The organism is Marivita lacus (assembly GCF_014637725.1).
Lineage (GTDB): Bacteria > Pseudomonadota > Alphaproteobacteria > Rhodobacterales > Rhodobacteraceae > Marivita > Marivita lacus.
Window position 1 is genome coordinate 1 of sequence record NZ_BMFC01000006.1, and the last position, 20345, is coordinate 20345.

Sequence of the window (20345 nt, forward strand, 5' to 3'; positions counted from 1 at the left end):
CGACTACATCGAGCGCTTCTACAATCCCAGGCGACGCCATTCCAAACTGGGCTACCTAAGCCCCATGGCGTTCGAGGACCGAGCTATGCAAACCTAACCCTGTGTCCACGAAATCGGCAGCAGGCCATTCCATGCGGTTTCAGAATCAGCGGAGGCTTACGCCTTACGAATACATCTGCAAGATCTGGACTTCAGAACCAGATCGATTCATCCTAAATCCGACCCACCAAATGCCGGGACTGAACACCGACGTAAGCTCTACGGATGCACCCCGTTAAAGAGGGGCGGGTTACCATCGGGACTGTATGGCGGCAGGGGCTTTGTTGATGGCGTGGATGCCGCTGGGAGGGGCATCCACGCCATCAACAAAGCCGTTCGGATTGACCAGAGCCAGAGTCACGTGGCAGCGATCCAAGCGCGCGCGATGTCCTCGCGTGTGGCGATCCAGATGCGCTCGCGCCGCGCCGCCAGATCGGCCAGCACCCCGTCGAATGCGCCGAAGCGCCCCGGACGCCCGACGATACGCAGGTGAAAGCCGATATTCAGCATGCGCGCCTGCCCCCGTGCAGCTTCGGCCTCAAGCACATCCAGCGCGTCCGATACATAGTCGGTCATGTCGCGTGCCCGTACGAAACCGTTGGGATGAAAGAACTTCATGTCATTGCTGTCCAGCGCGTAGGGTACGACCAGAAGAGGGCCGTCGCGATAGGGCAGGTCGTCGTCGAACCCGTTGGATGTATAAAGATATCCGCGTTCGGACAACAGCGCGCGGGTCCAGGGGCTTTCGGCGCCGCGACAGAAAAAGCCAACGGGTCGCCGACCCACCGTGGTGGCGATGGCATCGGCAGCGCGGTCTAGGTCGACCCCTTCGGCCTCGGGCGTGTCGTAATCGGCATGGGGCCGCCAGAGCCAGCCATGGCAGGCCACTTCATGCCCGTCATCGGCGAGCATGCGCAGCACAGGCGCCGAACGTTCGGCGGCGCGCCCACAGGCGAACAGCGTCGCCCGGATATCGTGCCGGCGCAGCGCATCGGCCATCCGCCAGGCCCCGGCCCGCGTGCCGTAGGCAAAGATCTGAGCCTGCCCTGGATCAGGCCGCCCCTCGGGCACGACCGAGATCACTTCGCCCATCCGCTCGCTCGTCGCGTCGCCGTCGATCACCTGCTGTTCGGCGCCTTCTTCGACATTGACCACCACGGATACGGCAAGCCGCGCTCCGTTCGGCCAGGTGACATCGGGCCATTTGCCACCGTATCCGACCAGATCCCGTGTCATGCGCCGAAACCGGGCGGAATGGCACGCGGCTCCCATGCGGGAAGACCGACCGCCGCGCGCCAGTGGGTGGCAATCTGCGCCCGCGTCGCGAACCAGACATCGCCCCGTGACAGCGCATGGTCCAGAAACGCCTCAAGCCCGCCGATCCGGGCCGGGCGCCCGATCATCCGGGGATGCAGGCCCACCGATAGCATCCGCGATGCCTGAGCGGCTTCGTGATGCAGCCGGTCAAAGGCGTCGATGCAATAGCTCCAAAAATCGGCGCCGGAGACAAAACCGCCCCGGTTGAAGAACCGCATGTCGTTGGTGTCAAAGGCATAGGGCAGGACGACATGCGGCCCGGCACCGGTTTCGACCACATAGGGCACATCGTCGGTGTAGGCATTGCTGTCATACAGGAACCCGCCCTGTTCGATTAGCAGGTCGCGCGTGCGTTCAGATATCGCAGAACGCGTGTGCCTGCCCATGGGCTGGGTGCCTGCGGTCCGGGAAATTGCTGCGACGGTGCGGGCGATAGCGCTGCGCTCTTGGGCTTCGCTCATGTGGACGTGACGTTCCCACCGCCATCTATGGGCCGCAACCTCTTGGCCATCCGGGAAGGGCTCGGAGGCGATCCAAGGCGAGCGCTCCAGCGCACGGCCACACGCGTTGAGAGTGGCCGCCAGCCGTCGCGATCGCAGGGCCGCCCGGATCCGTGGCCAAGCAGCGCGGGGGCCATATTCGAAATGGCTTTCCATGCAGAGATCGCACAGGCCGTCCACACGCTCGACCGCCTCGTAGATGCTCTCGTTGCTTTCGTCGCCATCGCCAAGGGACAGTTCCGCCCCTTCCTCGATATTGACGACAATCGATACGGCCAGACCAGCACCGCCTGGCCATCGGACATCCGGCGTTCCGTCACGATAGTCGACAAAATCGCGTTCGGTCATGCCAGGATACGCGCGCGCAACGTCCATGAAACCTGCGCAGGCATCCGCGTCCCAGCGGACCAGATCGTCAGCGCCACCGCGCATCAAGGCCGAACCGACAACGACGCCCTGTGTAGCATCCAGTGCCGTACCGAAATTTTCCGTTGTGACCCCGCCGCCCACAAGGATCAGCAGCCGAACACCCGCAGCACGCACCGCCTCTGTCCGCGCCAGGGTATCGTCAAGGCTGTTGCCCGTGATCACGAGACCGTCGGCCCCGGCTTTGTCGGCCCAGCCCGCGGCAACGGGCTGCGTCTCTCCCGAAAGGGGCACGCTGGTGCGATCGTGGACATCCGCCAGAATCGCGATGTCGGTCCTGCCGATCCGGGCACGGTGCGCCTCCGCCTGCGGGGCAAGCGCATGACGCGGCCCGAAAGCTGCCATCGTGGCGATCGTGTGGCTGGCCGCCGGTCGGTCGGTGCGCGTCTGGTCCTGCACCTTTACCCAGGGCATCCCTGCCGCGGCAAAGACGCGGGAATTGGCAATCGCATAATCCTCAAGCCATGAGAGCGAGCGTCCTTCTTCGGGTTGCGGCAGATGCAGGGCCGCGATTATCGCGGGGCCTTTGGCGAACAATGCGTGTGTCATGCAGGGGAAGTCTCCGTCAGATGGGGGTAAGACGAGACACCCTGCTTGGATTGGCTTCCGCAAGGTACAGTGTGCCATCCGGCGTTCCGAAAATCCCGTGGGCTCCGTTCAACATCGGCCGAGCGCGCCCCAAGCGCGTTCCATCCTGTGACATGCGATGAAGGCTTGGCACTTCATCGCTGACGAAGACATCACCTGCGGCATTGCCCCAGATGCCCACGGGCCGACGGAAACCGGTCCACTCATCAAGGAACGTGCCCTCAGCGTCGAACACCTGGAGCCGGTGATTGCACCGATCCACAACCACGACCCGCCCATCCGGCAGACACCAAAGAGAATGCGGTTCACGGAACGCGCCGGGCCCGTCGCCGAACGTGCCCCAGGTGCCCAGATGTGTGCCATCGGCGGCAAATCGGTGGACATGCCACCCGGCATAGCCGTCGGACACGTAGATATCGCCGCCGGGGGCAATCGTGACATCGGTCGGGTGATTGAACGGCGCGCCCGGACCTCCGCGTGTGCCGATCCCGCCGATGCGCTGTCCATCGGCAGAAAAGATGATGATTTCATGCATGTCGCGGTCAACGACGAATATCCGCCCGTCAGGCGCGGGCGTCAACAGATGCGCGTCCGCAATCTCGAGATCACCCCACGCCCCCAGAAAGTCGCCATCAGGGGAGAGCACGATCACGCACGGATTATCGGGGTCCACGTAAGGGTCGCTGCGCAGCAGCACGAGGATGCGCCCGTCAGGCGTTACAACAACATCCGACACCTTCCCGGCGTACTGTGGCCAGCTGCCAAAAGGGCGATCAATACGATAGCGCGTGTCGCCCAGGGCCACGACAACCTGGTGGCGTGATCCGCTCATGCGAGCGGGCCGGAATAGGGGTGCGTCTCGGTCCAGTGGCGCGCGATATCGATACGTCGCGTGATCCAGACGTCCTCGTGGCCCATGACGTAATCGAGAAACCGCTCCAGCCCTGCGGCCCGTGCGGGATGGCCGATCAACCTCATGTGCAGGCCCACCGACATCATCTTGGGCGCTGTTGCGCCCTCACGATAAAGCATATCGAAGGCGTCCTTGTGCCATTCGAAGTAATCATTGGATGTCGCAAAAGACCCGCAAAATTTTGTGTCATTGTTCGTCAGCGAATAGGGCACTACGAGGTGCGCTTTCTGATCGACCTCTGTCCAATAGGGCAATTCGTCGTCGTAGGCATCGGAGTCGTACAGGAACCCTCCCTCTTCGACGACGAGTTTGCGCGTGTTGACGCTAGGGCCGTAGCGGCAATACCAGCCAAGGGGCCGTTCGCCTAAAGTCTCCTTCAACGAGGCGATTGCGCGCTGGATGTGATCCCGCTCCTCGGCTTCGCTCAGCTCGAAATGCTTGATCCAGCGCCAGCCGTGGCAGCAGCAATCGAAACCGCTTTCTCGAATGGTTTGCGCGGCTTCCCGGTTCCGCTCCAGCGCGAGCGCGCAGCCAAAGATCGTCATCGGAAGCCCACGGTTCTGAAACAGCCGCATCAACCGCCAGAACCCGACCCGGCTGCCATAGGCAAAGAGCCCTTCGCCTGCCAGATCGCGGCCATCGACCCCTTGGCCAAGCCCGTGAGCGTCGGTGAGCGCCACTTCGGTGAACCCTTCGCCGTCCTGCACGGAAGGCTCCGAGCCTTCTTCGTAATTCATCACGAAATTTATCGCGATGCGGGCGCCGTTTGGCCATTTGGGATCGGGCGGGTTTGCGCCGTAGCCGATTAGGTCGCGGGGATAGGTCATTGGGGCCTCACATACTCATCCGGCGTGTCAGACCGGTCAAACGATCCATCACGACCATTGCAACTAGAACGGCGACGATGATGACACCGGAAATCGCGGCAATGCGGACATCAAGGGTGGTTTCCATCATGCCCCACATGCGGATCGGCAACATGTTGGTGCGTGCATTGGACAGGAAGAGCGACACGGGCACGTTGTCCATCGACGCCACAAAGGCCAGGAACGCACCTGCCACAATGCCCGGCGTGATGATCGGGAGAGTGATGCGCCGGAACGCATAAAGCCGCCCCGCCCCAAGGCTCGCCGAGCTTTCCAAAAGCGCCGGGTTGAACTGAGTAAGGCTGGCCAGCGTCGTGCGGAAGATGAATGGCGCGATCACTACGAGGTGCCCGGCAATCAGATGGTTGATCGAGGGTCGGAAGCCCAGGATCGAGAAGAACATCAACGCGGCCAGACCATAGGATAGTCCGGGCAGGATCAGCGGCGACATGAAGCTGGCTTCGAGTGCGCGGGCGGATGCCCTGTTGCTGCGGGCCATGGCGAGGGCTGCAGCGGTCGCGACGACCACCGCGAGCGCCGTCGCGATTGCGGCCACCCAAACCGAATTGGCCAGCGCCGAGTGGATATGACCGGACCTGACCGGGTCGAACAGGTCACGATACCACTCGATAGAGAACCCGGGCGGTGGAAACGTCAGCACCCGTGAGGACGTGAACGAGGTGAGCAGCACGATGATCACGGGTCCAACCAGGATCGCGACGCTGAGCGTCGCAAGCCCCCCCATGACGACCGAGTACGACTGATCGGAAATCGTGTTGCGATGCGTCATCAGGTTGTCCTCGCAAAGCGACCAAGGAGTGAAAAGAGCATCACGCCCGACAGGACCGCGACCAGCAAGGTGACAGAGGCCACCGCGGCAAAAGGCCAGTCGAAGACGACCATGGATTGTTGCCAGATCAGTGACGGCAAATAGACAAGCCGCGCGCCGCCGATGACGGTCTGCGAAATGAAGGCGGTCGTGGCCGACGCAAAGACCAGTGTCGCACCCGCGATCCAGCCAGGCAGCGAGAGCGGCAGGATTACTCGGAAAAATGTGCGCCATTTGGACCCGCCGAGCGCACGGGAGGCATCCGACAAGCTCGGATTGATCTGCTGCATGACCGTGACGAGCGGCAGGAGCATCAGGGGCATCTCGATCTGCGTCAGCGCAATCACAAGGCCCAATTCAGTTTGTAGCAGGTTCAGCGGCGCAGAGGTCAGTCCGAGTGCCAGCAGGGTCTGGTTGACGACACCCTCGCGCGCCAAGATCACTATCCAGGCGAAGGTGCGAATGACGACGGACGTCAGCAGCGGCAGAAGAATGATGAATATCAGGAGCTTGCGAACGAGTGGTCCGCTCGCGATGAACAGGAGCGCAATCGGGTATGACAGGGCCGACGTTGCCAGTACGGCGACCATACCGAGCCTGACGGTATCATAGACAACGCCTCGATAGAACGGATCGCCCCAGAATTTCACCCAGCTGTCCATGGAGAAGGATGCGAAGCGGTCATCCGCCGCGAAGGACATTGCCAGCAGGATGAGAAGGGGCGCGGCAAAGAACGCCAGATAGGTAAAACCGAGTGGCGCTGCGAGCCGCCAGTCCACACGTCCGGGTTCATTTTTTGCCGCGCCAGCCATATTACTTGGTGATCTCTTTGTTGAAGCGCTCAATCCAAGCCGCGCGCTGCGGATTGATCACGTTCCAGTCATGGACAACCATGTCAGCCAGATCATCGATCGAGTCGATGTAGAGGGTATCGACCAGCTCGACCTGCTTGTTCACCGGGATCATGTTGTAGGGGGGCATCATCAGTTGCGATTGAGCCGCGGCCGAGATCGCGGTGTCGATGTACTGGTGGGCGGCCTCCACGTTCTCGGAACCCTTTACGATGTGAAGGGAGGTCGAGAAGGTGATTGCACCGGTTTCCGGTGCCATGAACTCGATGTCCACGCCTTGCTTCTTCAGCGTCGCGACATTGTTGGTGTTCGTGTACATCAAGTCGATCTGACCCTGTTGGAACAGACCCGGCAAGCCTGCGGGCCCCGTGACTGCAGCCACTTTGGGCAGCGCCTCCTGGAGCTTTGCGAAGATCGGCTCCATGTCCGTGTCCGATCCACCGAACACCTTTGCCATTTCGATCAGGGAGACGGTGCCGAAAGTGGTCTGGAAGCCGGTCAGGCCAAGCCGCTCCACGTAGGGAGATTCGAACAATTGCTCCCAGCGGGTCGGGGGTTCTGGGAATGCGGTCGGGTTATAGCACAGGCCAACGACCTGCACGTTCACGGTAGCGGCGTCTGCGGAAATCATGCCATCAGGTAAGTTTCCTGCGTTCGACAGCATGGAGGCGTCGATGGGATCGAACAGATCGGCCTCGCGCGCCGCAGCCGTGGGGCCAGGGTCCAGAACGAAACAGTCGAACGGAGCAATCCCGCGACCGGCGCGTGCCTTGGTCACCTGATCAACGGCCCAGAGCGGATCGAAGTCCACATCGACACCGTAGTTTTCAGCAAGCAGGGGCGCGACGACTGAGCGATAGGCTTCATCCCAAGTGCCGGGATAGATGGCCGCAGCCAGAGAACCGGACGCCCTGGCCATTGAGGCCGGAAGGGCAGATGCTGCGCCGAGTGCGGCAGCACCTTGCAGGAGTTTACGACGGGAGATCTCAGGCATGGTCTTTTCCTTGTTGATTTTTTTAGGTTGAATTTTGGCAGGTTCAGCCTGCCGACTTTGGAAACAGGATTGGTGCGGCATTTTCGGTCAGCGCGCAGTGGGTCGGGCCAAGGGGCGGTGCGGCCTCCCCTACGCGGCGCGGCGCGGCAACTTTGATCGTAGCGCCCTTTGGCGTTTCAACATCGTGGATTAGTGTGCCTCCCAAAGGCAGGCTCAGCGTACGCTCTACCGCAAACGCGCCGTCATACGGCTGATCCACCAAGACCAATTGCTCGGGCCGCGCGGTCACCAGGACCGCATCTCCGGTGGAGAAGGTTTTCGAGGTTGCGATATGCCAGATCGCGCCATTGTCGAGACGGATGACATAGCGATCCGCCTCACGGCCGAGCACTTCACCCTCAAAACGGTTGGAAGATCCTATAAAATCGTTGACGAACAGCGTCTCGGGCTGGTCGTAGATTTCGACCGGGGTGCCCAATTGCTCGATCCTGCCCTTGCGCATGACGGCGATGCGGTCCGCAATCGCCATTGCCTCTTCCTGATCATGGGTCACAAGGATGGCCGTCAAGGCAAACTGCCTCTGCAGCCGCTTAATCTCGATTTGCATATCGAGACGGAGATTCTTGTCAAGAGCGGCAAAGGGTTCATCCAGCAAAAGAATGCGGGGCTGTACCGCGAGAGCACGCGCAAGCGCGACCCGCTGCTGCTGCCCGCCTGAAAGCTGCCCGGGCTTGCGATCCCCGAAGTCCTCCATCCGCACGGTCTTGAGCATTTTCTCGACGCGGAACCGCTGGTCCGATCTTGAATCGCCACGCGCATCGAGCCCGTAGGCGATGTTGTCGGCAACGGTCATATGAGGAAACAGCGCGTAGTTTTGAAAGACGATCCCCACCTCGCGGCGGTTCGGGGGCAGAGAGTCAACGAAGCGTTCGCCAATCTTGACGTGACCCTGCGATTGGTTGAGGAACCCAGCGACGATCCGAAGCAAGGTCGACTTGCCACAGCCTGATGGCCCCAGCAGCGCCACCAATTCACCGCCCGCGACTTGCAGTGTGACGTCATCAACGGCCAGCCCGTCTCCGTAACTGTGCGTGATGCCATCCAGCGTGAGTGGTTCACCGACAGAACGCCGTTGTATGGCCGCGTTCGCACCTTGGTCTACTGGCAGCGGCTGGTTCACAACTTTTCCATCTTTGTTATGATGGCCGAGGGATATTTACGCAAATCGCCAGCAGCCAGGTATTTTTCCTTTCGTGAACGCGCGTCTGTCTGTTTGCATGTAATTTTGGCATGCCATTTGGTGAATGTGCAAAAACCAGCCCGCCAGAAAATCTTTAATCTCCGAATCCTGACCTGAAAACGCGGTTTGCGGACAAGCTGTTTTGGCGGTTGGGACGACCCGGATTGATGAGTGCGACATCAAACAAACTGGAGATCATCCAGCAGGTCCACAGTCACGCTTTGCGGCTGATTATTGAACCGTTGCTCCTGTGACGGGGCTCTGTTGCGCAAAGAAGACGGGCCGCATCCCCGCACCCTTGTCGCATGGGTCGGATTGGTTCCGAGACAGACTACGACCGGCGGAAAACCAAGGCTTGGCGGGATCACGCGACGCGGAAACAAATATCTACGCAAAAATCTGGTTCATGGCGCGCGGGCGCCGCTTCCGGTCCTGGCGCGCAGCCAGACAAATCTCGGTCGATTGCTCTCGGGTCTTTTGACGCGGGCGAATCCGAACATGGTCGTGGTCGCGCTGGCCAACAGACTGGCGTGGATCGCTTGGGCAGCTCTGACTCAGAACCGGTTATTTCAACCCGAGGTACCGGCACGAAGGAGCTAAGAAAAGGAACATCTGCATGAAGCAGGTACGCATTCTGCGGGAGGAATGAGTGATGGCCTTGCGAGAGGATGGGCAGGAGGAAACGTCACAGCGGGCCAGATCGCCTGATCGCAATCCGGGCCTGACACAGCGACCGCGCTCACTTTGTTGCAGAAGGGTTGGTGCAAAACTGTCTTGAATGCCCCGCAGACGCCCTGTACGCGCCCCAGACTGCGATCTTGGGGCGCTCATGAAAGGGGCATACACCCCGCGACAACGACGTGTTCGTCTCCGGCGAGACGCTTCTGGTCTATCTCGAACCGCGCGCTTTTGGCTATGGCGACAAAGGCGATTACTGGACCGTCGACGTGGCCCTGGACCTGTTCATCTTTGACGCGGCGGGCGAGCTTGTCTTCGAGCAATACGATTTCGGGGCGATCGCGCTCGAGAGCCGTGTCAGGAACCGGGAGATCATGTTCATGGCCAGCGTCGATCTCGAGGGTCTTCCTGCCGGAACCTATTAGCTCGACATCGAGATGCGCGATCTGAACAAGGGACAGAGCGACATCGTCGGATTGCCGTTCACGATGGCGCCGCCAAGCTGAACCGAACGCGTGAGACACCGCTGCAGCAAGACACGGCGAGATCGCGACCAACCTGGCGGATCAGCCCTGCAAGCGCATCATGATCATGACACCGGCCCAAGCAGAAAATCCCGTCAGCACCGCGCCCCACGTGGTGTCTGTGACGACCATCGTCCAGGACCAGTTCCTCATGATCGACATCGACGTGAACTCATATGTGCCATATGCCATCGCGCCGATGATGGCCCTCTGCAGCGCTGCCCGCTCTGGAGCAGCATCGTGCAGCGCGGGAGCCGAGTCGAGGTAAACGAGCCCGGCGATGTATGCCAGATAAAACAGGCCCGCCGGTGCCAGCAAAAGAGTATCACGCATCATGTCGCCCAAATGGCGGGTGAAGTGAGGTTTCATCACGAGGGTCAACATGACTGCGTCGATGAAAAGGAAGACAAATACAGTGATGACGTAAAGAAGTATTCATACTCCGAGAATGGGCTGAGGAACTCCGATCCCATGCTGTTCGTGCTTCTCGCGCTTGCGGGACGCCATGTGGTAGAAGATGAAGGCGCGTGAAGGCGATAACTTGGGAAACGCGTAATGGGACGCAGGGAACGGACCGTGCATGGCTTGATCCGTCTTCTTTTTTGGTTATCTTGAAGACACTGGAGCCAAGAGGAGACGCCTGCCATGTCCCGCACAACGACCATGACCGTCCGCGTCAGCGGTACCCTGAGCGAGTTCGTTGCGACCAATGTCGGCGAGGGCGGCGCTTACGAGAACGTCAGCGAATACATCCGCGATCTCATCCGCCGCGACAAGGAGCGTGCCGAGCGCGAAGCCTTCGATCGCTTGAAGGCCGAATTGAACCGTGCCTTCGCCGCGCCCGAGGAAAGCTACAAGCCCCTGACTGCCGTTGAGGTGATCTCCCGGAACCGGGCCTGAGCCCATGGCAATCCGGGTCCAGGAGGCGGCCTCGGTCCGCCTCGACGAGATCTACCGCTACACCCGCGACCGGTGGGGCGAGGCGCGGGCCGAAACCTACGTCGTCGGCCTCTTCGCCGCGTTCGAGCGCATTGAAACACGCGGCGTGATGTCGAGGCCCGTGCCGGCCGAGTTCGGGGTGGACGGGTACTTCTTCCGCGACGAGCGCCATTTCGTGTACTGGAAACGCCTTGCCGATGGCGACATCGGGATCGTCACCATCCTGCACGAGCGGATGCATCAGATCGAGCGCTACAAGGACGACTTTGAATAAAGTTTTGATTTTACTTGTGAAAGGTCTCCTTCACTTCGCTCTGTGAGGAGCTTTCCAAGGTGGAAAAAGTTCGAAGTCATACGCATCCCCTCCGCCATTTCATACAAACACCGGTGGATCCTGTTGGCCTGAGCGCAGCTTTTGTTCGATAGCCCGTCATTCCTGCATGCAGATGGCTGCCATGCTGGACAGCCTTCGATGGGCTTGCATACAGGTCGCGTCACTCATCTCTGTCCAGTCCCGTTGTCTGTGAAAGACACACCTCCCACGATCTGATTGACACCGTCTGCGCTTTGCGAGACGGTCATGACCACGCCGGGGGCGCCGCAAGGCTGAGATGCACCCTTTGAACCTGAACCAGATAATGCTGGCGGAGGGAGGCAGGATCGGACCCTGGTGGTTTGGTGCGTCTCTCCGTCCTCGCACAGGATAGGAGAGACCGAATGACGCCCAAAGCTGCTCTTGAGGCGCTGCGCGCGCAGGCACCGCTGGTGCATTGCATCACGAATTACGTTGCCATGAACATCGCGGCCAATGTGACCCTCGCGGCGGGTGCCTCGCCCGCGATGATCCACGCTCCGCAGGAGGTTGCCGATTTCACCCCGGTCGCCGGGGCGTTGACGATCAATATCGGAACCCTGTCAGAGCCATGGGTCGAGGGCATGCGCCTTGCCGCCAAGACCGCGACGGCACAGTCGGTGCCTTGGGTGCTGGACCCGGTGGCGCATTTTGCGACCCCGTACCGTGCGAAAGCAGCCCAGGATCTTCTGGCGCTGAAGCCGACCATCCTGCGCGGTAATGCCTCCGAGATCATTGCACTGGCCGGTGGCGGAGGCGCGGGAAAGGGGGCGGATAGCGGGGACAGCGTGACCGACGCCCAGTCCGCCGCAATCGACCTTGCAAAACGCATGGGATGTGTCGTTGCGGTCACGGGCGAAACGGATTTCGTCACCGACGGGACGCGGCATGTCACCATTCATGGCGGGGCTGCGATCATGCCGAAGGTCACGGCGCTGGGCTGTTCGTTGACGGCCCTTGTGGGCGCTTATGCGGCTGTTGCCCCGGCGCTGGATGCCACTGTTGCGGCCTTGCTGCACTTTGCGGTCGCCGGGGAACGGGCGGCACTCATGTCTGACGGGCCGGGGAGCTTTTCTGTCCGGTTCCTCGATCAGCTGTACCTGGTCCAGCCGGACGATCTGGGTGAGAGCCATCTGACATGGCAGTGATCCGGGACAGCCTGCGGCTCTATCTTGTCACCGACCCGGTGCTGTGCCCGGGTGCGGGCATCGTCGGACTGGTCCGTGACGCGGTGCGCGGCGGAGTCAGCTTTGTTCAGCTGCGCGACAAGACCGCCTCGACCGATGAGTTGATCAAGACGGCGCTTGCGGTGAAGGCGGCACTGGCTGGCAGCAGCGTGCCCTTGGTCATCAACGATGATCTGGACGCGGCTATCGCTGCGGATGTGGACGGGGTGCATCTTGGTCAGAATGACATAACAGCTGCCGAGGCGCGGGCGCGGCTTGGTCGCGACAAGATCATCGGCCTGTCGTGCGAAACGGTGGCGCAGGTGCAGGGCGCGGACCCGGCGCTGGTGGATTATCTCGGGCTGGGAACGGTGTTTCCGACAGCCACGAAAGCGGATCACAAACCGGCCATCGGGTTTTCCGGATTGGCGGAGCTGGTCAAAGCCTCTGCCTTGCCGAGCGTCGCCATCGGCGGTCTGAAGCGGGACCACGCGGTGGATGTGATGGCGACCGGATGCGATGGCATGGCGGTCGTGTCGGCCATCTGCGGCCAGCCGGACCCGGAGACCGCAGCACGCGCTCTGCGCAGCGCGCTTGACGCGGCCAGAGGAGACACATGATGATCAGAAACGTCCTGACGATTGCAGGCTCCGACCCCTCTGGCGGTGCGGGCATCCAAGCCGACCTGAAAACCTTTGCGGCCAATGGCACCTACGGCATGGCCGCGTTGACGGCGCTCACGGCCCAGAACACCCAAGGAGTCACCGGTGTCGAACTGGTGCCACCCGCCTTTGTGCGGGCGCAGATCGCGGCGGTTTTTGCAGATGTCCGCGTGGACGCGGTCAAGATCGGCATGATTGCAACGGCGGAGATCGCCATGGCCGTGGCCGAAGTGTTGTCGGATCACCCCGATGTCCCGATTGTCCTCGACCCGGTGATGGTGGCCAAGGGCGGCGCGTCCTTGCTGGCGGATGATGCGATGGAGGCGCTGCGCACGGTGCTGGTGCCGCTGGCGACGGTTGTGACCCCCAACCTGCCCGAGGCGGGACGGCTTCTCGATCTGCCCGAGGCGCGGGATCGCGAGGCTATGACAAATCAGGCTCGGGCCTTGACGGCGCTTGGCCCAAAGGCCGCGCTGGTGAAAGGCGGGCATCTTGATCAGCCCGACAGCCCGGATGTGCTGTGTGCGGGCGGCACGCTGCATTGGTTGGAAGCCCCGCGCACGGTCACCCGGAACACCCATGGGACAGGCTGCACGCTGTCCTCTGCACTGGCTGCGCATCTGGCCAGGGGCGTGTCGCCACTTGAGGCCGCGCAGGCTGCCAAACGCTTTGTCGCCGGTGCGATCGCGGCGGCGGACGCCCTGTCGGTCGGCCACGGTCACGGGCCGGTGCACCATTTTCACGACTACTGGAGAGATTGAAATGACGAAATCCCTGAAGGACCAGACGGTGCTGGTGACCGGCGCGGGTCGTGGACTGGGCGCTGCCATCGCAACGGCCTTTGCCCGCGAGGGCGCGCAGGTGGTGATCAACTACCGCAAGAGCAAGGCGTCGGCAGAGGCGCTTGCGCATGCGCTGGGCGACCGGGCCATCGCGGTGCAGGCCGATGTGCTGGAGGCGCAGGCCGTTGCGTCGATGATCGAGACCGCGACAGAGCGCATGGGGCCAATCACCACCGTCGTGCACAATGCGCTGGCCGATTACAGCTTCAACGGCGACGCGCGGCACACGCTTGATCGCATCCCGGCGGCTGATCTGGTGGCGCAGCATGCCACCGCCGTGCTGGGCGCGCTCAACGTGTTTCAGGCCACGATCCCCGCAATGGAGGCCGAGGGGTTCGGACGGATCGTGACAATCGGCACGAACCTGTTTCAGAACCCGGTTGTGCCCTATCACGACTACACCTCCGCAAAGGCGGCCCTTCTGGCCCTGACCCGCACATCTGCCGCAGAGCTTGGGCCCAAGGGGATCACCGTCAACATGGTGTCGGGTGGTCTGTTGCGCACCACCGATGCCAGCGCAGGCACGCCCGACGCGGTATTTGACCTGATCGCGGATAATACCCCGCTGCGATCCGTCACCACACCCGAAGAGGCCGCGGATGCGGTGCTGTTTTTCGCCAGCCCCTGGGCGCGCGCAGTGACGGGGCAAAACCTGATCGTCGACGGCGGGCTTGTTTACGGCTGAGGAGAATGCGCGTTTTTCGGCGCCGACTTCAGAAAGAAGGTGCGCCCAGATCAGGGCAGGCACATTCCAGACACGGCACGAATGCGCGGCGGAACCCGCCGTCTCTCTTTGTCTGGGGGCAACGCCGAACAGCCCGACGTCTCATCTTGGGTGAGTGGGACCGGGCACAAGGATTGATCGTTGCCCGCGCGTCATGACAAAGCAGATCTGCATCGCGCTGGCACAGGTTGCACTTTTGGCGGGCGGTCTCTCCGCTGCGTATTTCGCACGGACCCCAGACCAGACTAAGCCCGCGCAACCGCCCGCAGCACCGCTTGAGGCAGTTGCCTATCCCGAACCGACGTCGGCGCTCCGGTCCTAAAGCGCAGGCGATTGGTCCGGCGTGGCAGCAGCCTCTAGTCTCGGGTCGGGGATCAGCCGGAACGTGGCAATTGCGCCACAGAGGCACAGGGCCATGACCATGAAGGACCACCAGCCGCCAAAGCTCTGCGTGATCCACGCAAAGGCAAAGGGGGCGGACGCATTGATCCCCATCTGGACAAAGGAAATCCAGCCAAGCCGCGTGCCGTATCCCTTGGCCCCGAACAGCGCCAGTGGCAGGGTCCCCCGCGCGATGGTCTTGATCCCGTCCCCCATTCCGTAAAGGGCCGCCGCCAGCATCAGGCCGGGCAGGGTGAAGCCCACGACCAGCAGCACTGCGAAGCCCGCGAGCATCAGCCCGAGGCTGAGTGCATAGGTGACGCGCGGATACATGTTGCGGCTGACCAGCATCTCGAAGAACCGGCCCACGGTCTTGAACGGTCCGATCACCGCACCGGCAAGCGCTGCCATTGCAGCGGAATGGCCGATATCCTGCACGTTGGTGACCCAGAGCGTCATGACCGCGCCCATGATGTAGCCCGAGCAGACGAACGAAATCACCATCCACAGCATTCCCTGCCGTCGCATCGCGCCGGTCAGTTCCGGCCAGTTCGGGCGTGGGCTTTTCGGCGGGCTTCCGGGCAGGGTCTCGGCACCCCGCAGCGTGAAGAAATGGATCGGCGTGCAGATCAGCAGGAGGGCGATACCCAGCACCGTCCACGTGCTCTGCCAGCCCATCGCAGTATAAAGTGCGAGGGTCAGCGGCCAGAAGATGGTCGAGGCCACACCGCCAAAGAGGGTGATGATCGAGATCGACGTTTGCGGCGGCAGGCTCAAATCGAGCCGCGCCACCGACGCAAAGGCCACGTTGTAGAGCACGAACATGCCCGCGCCCTCGGCCAGCAGGATGGCGATCAGCAGCCCGGTGGTGGTCTGGACATGGCCCAGCGACATCACCGATCCGGCCGCCACGACCGACCCCAGCGTCATGACCCACCTGCCGCCGAACCGGTCCACCAGCTTGCCCGCGACCGGCGACAGCATGCCGCCAAAGAAAAGACCCAGCGACAGGATGCCGAACACTCCGGACAGGCTCAGGCCCAGATCCTCGGCCATGTGTGGCAACAGGATCGCGTAGGCGTACATCAGCGTGCCGTAACCGACGATCTGGCTGATCCCCAGACCGATGGCAGGCCAGTGGTCGCGGGTGATCATCCGGCGGGCTGCGCGCGATAGGCAGGGCGACCCGCGACCCATGTGCCGCAGATCGCGGGCGGTTGCCCGTCGGGCCAGTCGACCAGCACCAGATCGGCGCGTTTGCCGACGGCGATCTCTCCGCGATCGGACAGGTTCATGGCCTGCGCCGGTCCCGACGACACCAGCGCCCACAGGCGCAGGCGGTCCGCGCGCCGTTCTGCATCCAGCCGGGCGATGGCGGCGAGCATGGCCGGGTAGAAGTAATCCGACGCGAGTGCGTCACACAGTCCGGCCTCGACCATGTCGCCCGCGCCAAGCGATCCGATATGGCTGCCGCCCCGCGTCGCGTTCGGAGCGCCGAAGATGATCGTGTCGCCATGCGCGCGCGCTGCCTCGACCGCTTCGAGGACCATTGGAAACTCGGCCACCTTTGCACCCCGGTCGCGGAACCATGTCCGTGTCTCGGCGCGCGTATCGTCATGGCTCAGCATCGGTGCCCCCTTGGCGCGGGCCTGTGCGGCGACCCGGTCGATGGCGGCGGGCACATCGCCGCGGCGCGCCCAGACCTCTGCCAGCAGCGCCATGTACTCACCTTCGGGCAGGCCCGAGCGGCGCATGTTCGACTCGTTGCGCTTGCGCATGCGGGCATCGTTGATGTCACCGACAACGAAGTCGGGGCTGAATTCGAACACGCGATCCTGAATCGGAATGTCGAACCCCCGCATGGTCATCGAAGTGTGATCGTTGAAAGCGACCGAGGGCAGCAGCGGTGCGTCGAGCGCCCATTCGATGATGTCCAGCGCCTCGAAGGCAAAGGTTTCCCAGCGCAGCTGGATGCGATTCTCGACCAGCAACCGTGGCGCCAGATCGCGGATCGCCTGCATCAGGGTGCGCCCGCGTGCGACGTCGCGCAGACCCGGCTCCCACCCGAGGGTCAGCGCGTGATAGGCGGTGGCGATGCCGTTCGAGGCAAGCTGGCGGTCGGTGTCGATCACCGCCGTTTCGATGGGAAAGAACACACCGGGGCGCGGCATGACCTGACGCTCGAACGCATCGCCATGCACGTCGATCAGCGCCGGTGCGAGGATCAGGCCGCGCGCGTCGATCACATCGCCCTGCGCCGGGCCTCCGATCTCGACGATCCGGCCCTGTTCAACCGTGACGCTGGTGTGGTGCATGCCGTCCGGCAGGTAGACGCAAGCGCCTTCAAAGGTGGTGGCGGTCATTCGAGTTCCCATTGCAGTCAAGTGATTGTCCCGATGCCGCGTCCCGCGATGCAGGAAAGGTCAGGCGACGCGCTCTCCCCGGCTCCAGACGCCGCGGACCAGCGGTGTGCTGCCCGCCGTTCTGACCCGGATCACGTCACCGCGCAGACCTGCGGCCAGACGCCCGCGATCGCTCAGTCCCGCCGCCTTGGCGGAATTGTGGGTGACGCAGGCGATGGCGGCGGGCAGGTTGTCCCAGAGATCGGCCAGTTGGAACGCCGACAAGAGAAGCGCGGCGGGCACGTAATCCGACGAGATGATGTTGAGCATCTCCGCTTCGGCCAGTTCGCGCGCCGCCACGTTGCCCGAATGCGACCCACCCCGCACGAGGTTGGGCGCGCCCATCATCACCGCGATGCCATGTGCGCGGCAGGCCGCCGCCGCTTCGCGGGTCGTGGGAAATTCGGCAAAGCCCACGCCGTTGAGCGCGGATTTGTCGACCTGATCGGCGGTGGTGTCGTCATGGCTGGCCAGCACCGCGCCGTAGCGACGGGCTTCGGCCACGGCACCTGCTTCATGCGCCGCGCCGTATTTTGCCTGCATCTGCTTGAGGTTGGCCACGTGTTCGGCAAAGTCGGCATCGTTCATGCCGCGCTTTTTCGTGACATAGGCCTTGAGCGAGGTAAGGTCGCGGAACTGGCGCTCACCGGGGGTGTGATCCATCAGGCTGACGATGCCGACGCGATCCTCGGGGCCGAAGGCGGCCATTTCCTCGAGCAGGGTTTCCGAACAGATCTCGGCGCGCAGGTGCAGGAAATGGCTGATCTTGAACAATCCTTCGGCACGGGTGGCCAGCAATTCGTCCGCCAGCTTGCGGGCATATTCACCGTAACCGGTTTTCGAACTGTGGATCGACCCCACGCGCAACGCGTCGAACACCGTGGTGATGCCGGTCGAGGCCAGTTCGGCGTCATGCGCGAGAAGGGCCGGAAGATGCGGCCAGTTCACGTCGGGTCTGGGTTCGATATGGCGTTCGAGGTTGTCGGTGTGCAGTTCCACCAGACCGGGCATGACATAGTCGCCCTGACAGTTCACCGCACCGCGCGGCACGGCGTCGCCTTCTTCGATCCGGTCGATCTGCCCGTCGATGATGACGATCTGGCCCGTCATCACCCGGTCGGACAAAACGAGGCGGGCATTGGCAAGATGCAGCACCTCTGACATGGAGCCGTCATGTGCCTGTGCCAGATGGGTCGAAAGGAAAGGAGAGTTCATGTCATACGCTCGCTTTGCGATTTATTACCTGCCGCCCGAGGGCGCTTTGGCTGATTTCGGGGCCGGGTGGCTGGGATGGGACTGTGTCGCGGGGCGCGACTCGATTCCGCCCCATGTGCCCGGTCTTGATGACGTGACGATGACACCGCGCAAATACGGGTTCCACGGCACGTTGAAGCCCCCCTTCCGGCTGGCCGAGGGGTCCGATGCCGAGGGTCTGCGGCAGGCCGTGGCCCAGATGGCGCAGGTCTGCCCCGCTGCGCAAAGCGACGCGTTGACGCTGACCGCGCTGGGCCGGTTCCTTGCGTTGACGCCGGTTGGCGACACCTCCGGCATTGCCCGCGTCGCTGCCACCTGCGTCGAGGCACTGGACGTGTTTCGCGCCCCGCCGGATGAGGCAGAGCTTGAACGCCGGCGCAAGGCGAGACTGTCGGACCGGCAGGAGGCGCTGCTGCAACGCTGGGGCTATCCCTACGTTATGGAGGAGTTCCGCTTTCACATGACCCTGACAGGGCCTCTGTCGGTCGAGGAGATCGACCATTGGTCCGACATCGCCCGCGCGCATCTGCCACCCTTGCCCAGCCCCTTCGTGATGGACGAGGTGGCGCTGGTCGGAGAGCGGCAGGACGGGCGGTTCGAACTGATCCAACGCTACGCCCTCGCTGGCTGAAGCGCGTCGAGCGCCTGTGCGATGGTGTCCTCGAGCGCGCCGTCATTGGCGATTGTCACGACATTCAGTCCACTGGGCAGGCACTTGTCGGCCTGCGCCAGCCGGGCCGCGATCTCGGCTTCGGTTTCGCGTCCCCGCCCGGCAAGACGGCGGGCCAGCGTGGCGGGCGAGGCGGTGATGTTGAGCACGGTCAGGGTCGGGAAAATCCCCGACGCCTGCGCCAGTGCGCTGCGTGAGAAGTTGGCGAGGCAATCGGTGCCGGTCTGCACGTCGCGGAGCACATCCGCCGGGATGCCATAGGACAGGCCATGCGCCGACCAGTGGACGCAGAACGCGCCGTTCCGGGCGGCCTCGGCGAAGGCGTCAGGCGTCACGGCGTCGTAGTCTTCGCCGCCCAGATCGGCCGCGCGGGTGATGGTGCGGCGCACAAGGCGCATGTCGGGACGCGCCGCGATCAGACCCGCCATGACGCTGTCCTTGCCGACACCGGACGGGCCGACCACGGCGATGAGGCGACCTCTGTTCATGTTCAAGTTCATGCTCATGCCGCGCGCGCCGGGGTAAAACGGCTCACGTCGATTTCGCGGTCGCAAACGCGGGCGCGGGCGGCCTCGTCGTGGAAGATGCCGATGATCGCCGCTCCGCGCGCCTTGGCGTCTTCGATCAGCGACAGGACCACTTCGCGGTTGGCGGCATCGAGGCTGGCGGTGGGTTCATCCAGCAGCATCGCCGGGTAGGGATGGGCAAAGCCGCGCGCGATGTTGACGCGCTGCTGTTCGCCACCCGAGAAAGTCGTGGGCGACAGCGACCAGAGCCGTTCGGGGATGTTGAGCTGCGCCAGAAGCTCTTTGGCCCGTGTCCGGGCCTCATCGCTGCCGACACCCACGGCGCGCAAAGGCTCAGCCACCACGTCGAGCGTCGGCACACGCGGTACAACGCGCAGGAACTGGCTGACATAGCCCAGCACCTCGCGGCGCAGACGGATGATCTCGCGCGGCTCGGCCTGTACCAGATCGACACCGCCGATCAGGATCGCGCCGGATTGCGCCCGGTAATTGCCGTAGATCATCCGCATCAGCGTGGATTTGCCCGCCCCCGATGCGCCGGTCAGGGCCACGCATTCGCCGGGTGCGACTGTCAGGCTGACATCGCTGAGCACGTCGATCACCACACCGCCCTGGTTGTGCAGGGTGAAGGTCTTGTGCAGGCGGTCCAGTTCGATCATGG

Annotated in this window: 23 protein-coding genes, 1 pseudogene and 1 riboswitch; of the genes and pseudogenes, 10 read left to right on the plus strand and 14 right to left on the minus strand. The window is 62.9% G+C overall.

Annotation, left to right across the window (positions count from 1 at the left end; genetic code table 11):
- A partial coding sequence (locus tag IEV82_RS24010) for an IS3 family transposase (protein WP_373285222.1) occupies window positions 1-97 on the plus strand: 97 nt, incomplete at its 5' end.
- A 299-nt stretch (window positions 98-396) separates the two neighbouring features.
- On the opposite strand, the gene IEV82_RS12535 is transcribed toward IEV82_RS24010, so the two are convergent.
- From IEV82_RS12535 to IEV82_RS12570, 8 genes are read right to left on the minus strand one after another with little or no spacing between them, the layout of a single operon-like run.
- Window positions 397-1275: a polysaccharide deacetylase family protein gene (locus IEV82_RS12535; protein WP_188482382.1), complete on the minus strand. Its 879-nt coding sequence runs from the start codon at window positions 1273-1275 to the stop codon at window positions 397-399.
- Entirely contained in the window at window positions 1272-2831 is a 1560-nt protein-coding gene (locus IEV82_RS12540) for a BtpA/SgcQ family protein (RefSeq protein WP_188482383.1), read from the minus strand. Before IEV82_RS12540 ends, IEV82_RS12535 begins: the two co-directional genes overlap by 4 nt.
- 16 nt (window positions 2832-2847) lie before the next feature.
- Window positions 2848-3702 carry an NHL repeat-containing protein gene (locus tag IEV82_RS12545; RefSeq protein ID WP_188482384.1) on the minus strand — a complete coding sequence of 285 codons (855 nt, stop codon included), beginning with the start codon at window positions 3700-3702 and terminating at the stop codon, window positions 2848-2850.
- Window positions 3699-4610, minus strand: coding sequence for a polysaccharide deacetylase family protein (locus IEV82_RS12550; RefSeq protein WP_188482385.1), 912 nt, complete (start codon window positions 4608-4610; stop codon window positions 3699-3701). The genes IEV82_RS12545 and IEV82_RS12550 overlap by 4 nt, the downstream gene beginning before the upstream one ends.
- 7 nt (window positions 4611-4617) lie before the next feature.
- Entirely contained in the window at window positions 4618-5439 is an 822-nt protein-coding gene (locus IEV82_RS12555) for an ABC transporter permease (RefSeq protein ID WP_188482386.1), read from the minus strand.
- Complete coding sequence (locus IEV82_RS12560; RefSeq protein WP_229747782.1) at window positions 5439-6257, minus strand: ABC transporter permease; 819 nt, start codon at window positions 6255-6257, stop codon at window positions 5439-5441. Before IEV82_RS12560 ends, IEV82_RS12555 begins: the two co-directional genes overlap by 1 nt.
- A gap of 34 nt (window positions 6258-6291) precedes the next feature.
- Window positions 6292-7404 carry an extracellular solute-binding protein gene (locus tag IEV82_RS12565; RefSeq protein WP_229747783.1) on the minus strand — a complete coding sequence of 371 codons (1113 nt, stop codon included), beginning with the start codon at window positions 7402-7404 and terminating at the stop codon, window positions 6292-6294.
- Window positions 7367-8503 (minus strand): ABC transporter ATP-binding protein, encoded by a 1137-nt coding sequence (locus tag IEV82_RS12570; RefSeq protein ID WP_188482388.1) that lies wholly within the window; start codon window positions 8501-8503, stop codon window positions 7367-7369. Before IEV82_RS12570 ends, IEV82_RS12565 begins: the two co-directional genes overlap by 38 nt.
- A 351-nt stretch (window positions 8504-8854) precedes the next feature.
- On the opposite strand from IEV82_RS12570, the pseudogene IEV82_RS24015 reads away from it, so the two are divergent.
- Both IEV82_RS24015 and IEV82_RS12580 read left to right on the plus strand, forming a co-directional pair.
- Window positions 8855-8993 (plus strand): annotated as a pseudogene (locus IEV82_RS24015) (transposase); the annotation flags it as partial.
- Between the two features lie 430 nt (window positions 8994-9423).
- Window positions 9424-9666 carry a hypothetical protein gene (locus IEV82_RS12580; RefSeq protein ID WP_188482390.1) on the plus strand — a complete coding sequence of 81 codons (243 nt, stop codon included), beginning with the start codon at window positions 9424-9426 and terminating at the stop codon, window positions 9664-9666.
- Window positions 9667-9807: 141 nt separating this feature from the next.
- On the opposite strand, the gene IEV82_RS12585 is transcribed toward IEV82_RS12580, so the two are convergent.
- The gene (locus tag IEV82_RS12585; RefSeq protein ID WP_188482575.1) at window positions 9808-10200 is read right to left on the minus strand and encodes a DUF2177 family protein; all 393 of its coding nucleotides are present in this window, start codon (window positions 10198-10200) and stop codon (window positions 9808-9810) included.
- A gap of 210 nt (window positions 10201-10410) precedes the next feature.
- On the opposite strand from IEV82_RS12585, the gene IEV82_RS12590 reads away from it, so the two are divergent.
- The 6 genes from IEV82_RS12590 to IEV82_RS12615 all read left to right on the plus strand — a co-directional run bounded on the left by IEV82_RS12590 (window position 10411) and on the right by IEV82_RS12615 (window position 14411).
- The gene (locus IEV82_RS12590) at window positions 10411-10665 is read left to right on the plus strand and encodes a ribbon-helix-helix domain-containing protein (protein WP_188482391.1); all 255 of its coding nucleotides are present in this window, start codon (window positions 10411-10413) and stop codon (window positions 10663-10665) included.
- Window positions 10666-10669: 4 nt separating this feature from the next.
- Entirely contained in the window at window positions 10670-10978 is a 309-nt protein-coding gene (locus tag IEV82_RS12595) for a type II toxin-antitoxin system RelE/ParE family toxin (RefSeq protein ID WP_188482392.1), read from the plus strand.
- 307 nt (window positions 10979-11285) lie between these two features.
- A riboswitch (TPP riboswitch) is annotated at window positions 11286-11374 on the plus strand.
- A gap of 47 nt (window positions 11375-11421) precedes the next feature.
- Window positions 11422-12204 carry a hydroxyethylthiazole kinase gene (gene thiM, locus IEV82_RS12600; RefSeq protein WP_188482393.1) on the plus strand — a complete coding sequence of 261 codons (783 nt, stop codon included), beginning with the start codon at window positions 11422-11424 and terminating at the stop codon, window positions 12202-12204.
- On the plus strand, window positions 12195-12842 hold the full coding sequence (thiE, locus tag IEV82_RS12605) for a thiamine phosphate synthase (protein ID WP_188482394.1): 648 nt from the start codon (window positions 12195-12197) through the stop codon (window positions 12840-12842). Before thiM ends, thiE begins: the two co-directional genes overlap by 10 nt.
- Complete coding sequence (gene thiD, locus IEV82_RS12610) at window positions 12842-13645, plus strand: bifunctional hydroxymethylpyrimidine kinase/phosphomethylpyrimidine kinase (RefSeq protein WP_308420432.1); 804 nt, start codon at window positions 12842-12844, stop codon at window positions 13643-13645. Before thiE ends, thiD begins: the two co-directional genes overlap by 1 nt.
- A gap of 1 nt (window position 13646) precedes the next feature.
- The gene (locus tag IEV82_RS12615) at window positions 13647-14411 is read left to right on the plus strand and encodes a 3-oxoacyl-ACP reductase (RefSeq protein WP_188482396.1); all 765 of its coding nucleotides are present in this window, start codon (window positions 13647-13649) and stop codon (window positions 14409-14411) included.
- A gap of 357 nt (window positions 14412-14768) precedes the next feature.
- Here the strand turns inward: IEV82_RS12615 and IEV82_RS12620 are convergent, their stop codons facing one another.
- From IEV82_RS12620 to IEV82_RS12630, 3 genes are read right to left on the minus strand one after another with little or no spacing between them, the layout of a single operon-like run.
- Window positions 14769-15986 carry an MFS transporter gene (locus IEV82_RS12620; protein ID WP_188482397.1) on the minus strand — a complete coding sequence of 406 codons (1218 nt, stop codon included), beginning with the start codon at window positions 15984-15986 and terminating at the stop codon, window positions 14769-14771.
- Window positions 15983-17194 carry an alpha-D-ribose 1-methylphosphonate 5-triphosphate diphosphatase gene (locus tag IEV82_RS12625; RefSeq protein WP_188482398.1) on the minus strand — a complete coding sequence of 404 codons (1212 nt, stop codon included), beginning with the start codon at window positions 17192-17194 and terminating at the stop codon, window positions 15983-15985. Before IEV82_RS12625 ends, IEV82_RS12620 begins: the two co-directional genes overlap by 4 nt.
- A 60-nt stretch (window positions 17195-17254) precedes the next feature.
- Window positions 17255-18448, minus strand: coding sequence for an alpha-D-ribose 1-methylphosphonate 5-triphosphate diphosphatase (locus IEV82_RS12630; protein WP_373285218.1), 1194 nt, complete (start codon window positions 18446-18448; stop codon window positions 17255-17257).
- Here IEV82_RS12630 and IEV82_RS12635 point away from each other — a divergent pair.
- Window positions 18447-19118, plus strand: coding sequence for a DUF1045 domain-containing protein (locus IEV82_RS12635; RefSeq protein WP_188482399.1), 672 nt, complete (start codon window positions 18447-18449; stop codon window positions 19116-19118). The genes IEV82_RS12630 and IEV82_RS12635 overlap by 2 nt on opposite strands.
- Here IEV82_RS12635 and phnN read toward each other — a convergent pair.
- Window positions 19100-19645: a phosphonate metabolism protein/1,5-bisphosphokinase (PRPP-forming) PhnN gene (gene phnN / locus IEV82_RS12640; protein ID WP_229747785.1), complete on the minus strand. Its 546-nt coding sequence runs from the start codon at window positions 19643-19645 to the stop codon at window positions 19100-19102. The genes IEV82_RS12635 and phnN overlap by 19 nt on opposite strands.
- Window positions 19646-19659: 14 nt before the next feature.
- Window positions 19660-20343 (minus strand): phosphonate C-P lyase system protein PhnL, encoded by a 684-nt coding sequence (gene phnL / locus IEV82_RS12645; protein WP_188482577.1) that lies wholly within the window; start codon window positions 20341-20343, stop codon window positions 19660-19662.
- Between the last annotated feature and the right edge of the window lie 2 nt (window positions 20344-20345).

Excerpts from the sequence above, each read along its gene's own strand:
- IEV82_RS12535 (WP_188482382.1), bottom strand. The coding sequence starts at position 1,275 with ATGACACGGGATCTGGTCGGATACGGTGGCAAATGGCCCGATGTCACC.
- IEV82_RS12540 (WP_188482383.1), bottom strand. The coding sequence starts at position 2,831 with ATGACACACGCATTGTTCGCCAAAGGCCCCGCGATAATCGCGGCCCTG.
- IEV82_RS12545 (WP_188482384.1), bottom strand. The coding sequence starts at position 3,702 with ATGAGCGGATCACGCCACCAGGTTGTCGTGGCCCTGGGCGACACGCGC.
- IEV82_RS12550 (WP_188482385.1), bottom strand. The coding sequence starts at position 4,610 with ATGACCTATCCCCGCGACCTAATCGGCTACGGCGCAAACCCGCCCGAT.
- IEV82_RS12555 (WP_188482386.1), bottom strand. The coding sequence starts at position 5,439 with ATGACGCATCGCAACACGATTTCCGATCAGTCGTACTCGGTCGTCATG.
- IEV82_RS12565 (WP_229747783.1), bottom strand. The coding sequence starts at position 7,404 with ATGCCGCACCAATCCTGTTTCCAAAGTCGGCAGGCTGAACCTGCCAAA.
- IEV82_RS12590 (WP_188482391.1), top strand. The coding sequence starts at position 10,411 with ATGTCCCGCACAACGACCATGACCGTCCGCGTCAGCGGTACCCTGAGC.
- IEV82_RS12595 (WP_188482392.1), top strand. The coding sequence starts at position 10,670 with ATGGCAATCCGGGTCCAGGAGGCGGCCTCGGTCCGCCTCGACGAGATC.
- thiM (WP_188482393.1), top strand. The coding sequence starts at position 11,422 with ATGACGCCCAAAGCTGCTCTTGAGGCGCTGCGCGCGCAGGCACCGCTG.
- thiE (WP_188482394.1), top strand. The coding sequence starts at position 12,195 with ATGGCAGTGATCCGGGACAGCCTGCGGCTCTATCTTGTCACCGACCCG.
- thiD (WP_308420432.1), top strand. The coding sequence starts at position 12,842 with ATGATCAGAAACGTCCTGACGATTGCAGGCTCCGACCCCTCTGGCGGT.
- IEV82_RS12615 (WP_188482396.1), top strand. The coding sequence starts at position 13,647 with ATGACGAAATCCCTGAAGGACCAGACGGTGCTGGTGACCGGCGCGGGT.
- IEV82_RS12620 (WP_188482397.1), bottom strand. The coding sequence starts at position 15,986 with ATGATCACCCGCGACCACTGGCCTGCCATCGGTCTGGGGATCAGCCAG.
- IEV82_RS12625 (WP_188482398.1), bottom strand. The coding sequence starts at position 17,194 with ATGACCGCCACCACCTTTGAAGGCGCTTGCGTCTACCTGCCGGACGGC.
- IEV82_RS12635 (WP_188482399.1), top strand. The coding sequence starts at position 18,447 with ATGTCATACGCTCGCTTTGCGATTTATTACCTGCCGCCCGAGGGCGCT.
- IEV82_RS12630 (WP_373285218.1), bottom strand. The coding sequence starts at position 18,448 with ATGAACTCTCCTTTCCTTTCGACCCATCTGGCACAGGCACATGACGGC.
- phnN (WP_229747785.1), bottom strand. The coding sequence starts at position 19,645 with ATGAACAGAGGTCGCCTCATCGCCGTGGTCGGCCCGTCCGGTGTCGGC.
- phnL (WP_188482577.1), bottom strand. The coding sequence starts at position 20,343 with ATGATCGAACTGGACCGCCTGCACAAGACCTTCACCCTGCACAACCAG.